Below are 1,310 nucleotides of genomic sequence, written 5' to 3' on the forward strand. Positions count from 1 at the left end.
CCATTCCCCACTCCCCACTCCCAAAAGAGATCAATCTACCGTATTGCGAGAGTTACCATGGATTGAGAATTTATCTACTTCTGAAGTACTACTGCTGGGACAAGACAAATTCAGCGATCGCAAATCACCATCTACCATTAACTTGACTAATTCTTCAAAAGTCACAGAAGGTTCCCAACCCAGCTTGTCTTTAGCTTTTGTTGGATCGCCAATTAGTAAGTCAACTTCAGCCGGACGGAGATAGCGCTCATCAAAAGCCACATAATCGCGCCAATTGAGATTCACATAATTAAAGGAAATATCCAAAAATTCCTCAATTGAATGAGTTTCTCCTGTAGCTACCACATAATCATCCGCTTTTTCTTGTTGGAGCATTAGCCACATGGCCTTCACGTAGTCCTTAGCATATCCCCAATCGCGCTTAGATTCCAAATTACCGAGGTAGAGTTTCTTCTGATATCCGCCCACAATTCGTGCTAATGCGCGGGTAATCTTGCGGGTGACAAAAGTCTCTCCACGACGGGGAGATTCGTGGTTAAACAGTATCCCATTACTAGTAAACATCCCGTAAGACTCGCGATGATTCACCGTTTGCCAGTGAGCATAAACCTTAGCACAAGCGTAGGGACTGCGGGGATAAAAAGGAGTAGTTTCCTTCTGAGGGATTTCCATAACTTTCCCGAACATTTCAGAAGAACCCGCCTGATAGAAACGCACATCAATCCCAGTGCGCTGTCGATAATCCCGAATCGCTTCCAACAAGCGCAGCGTCCCCATTCCCACAGTGTCTGCGGTATATTCTGGGGAATCAAAACTCACCCGAACATGGGATTGCGCACCTAAATTATAAATTTCAATCGGCTTAACTTCTTCTAAAATGCGACGTAACGTCACACCATCAGTCAAATCACCATAGTGCAGGAGTAACTTTACTCCTTGTTGATGAGGGTCTTCATAGATATGATCGATGCGGTCAGTGTTAAATGTGGAGGTGCGTCGGATAATCCCGTGAACCTCATAGCCTTTTTCTAGTAATAACTCACTTAAGTAAGAACCGTCTTGACCTGTAATTCCTGTAATTAAAGCTCGCTTGGATTCCGTCATCCTGAAATTTTCCTCTGACTAATATGGGAACTAATGGCAGTCACTCCCTGCCTTTTGAAAGTAAATACCGCAAATCTGGGCAAATCATTCCTAAGTTAACCTAAAATTTTCCGAATGGCTCTAAGTTTAAAAGAGGCTAGAGGTTAGAGGCTAGAGGCTAGAGGTAAATTGCTCCCCCACTCCTCCGCTCCCCCGCTCCCTAGCTC

1 protein-coding gene is annotated in these 1,310 nt (G+C 44.5%); it reads right to left on the minus strand.

Translation table 11 applies throughout. From position 1 onward, the window contains the following. Positions 1–30: 30 nt before the first annotated feature. Complete coding sequence (gene gmd, locus NJ959_RS29665) at positions 31–1,104, minus strand: GDP-mannose 4,6-dehydratase (RefSeq protein WP_254015352.1); 1,074 nt, start codon at positions 1,102–1,104, stop codon at positions 31–33. Between the last annotated feature and the right edge of the window lie 206 nt (positions 1,105–1,310).

The sequence above is a fragment of the Limnofasciculus baicalensis BBK-W-15 genome, from assembly GCF_024178385.1.
In the GTDB taxonomy this organism is placed as follows: Bacteria; Cyanobacteriota; Cyanobacteriia; order Cyanobacteriales; family Coleofasciculaceae; genus Limnofasciculus; species Limnofasciculus baicalensis.

Excerpts from the sequence above, each read along its gene's own strand:
- gmd (WP_254015352.1), bottom strand. The coding sequence starts at position 1,104 with ATGACGGAATCCAAGCGAGCTTTAATTACAGGAATTACAGGTCAAGAC.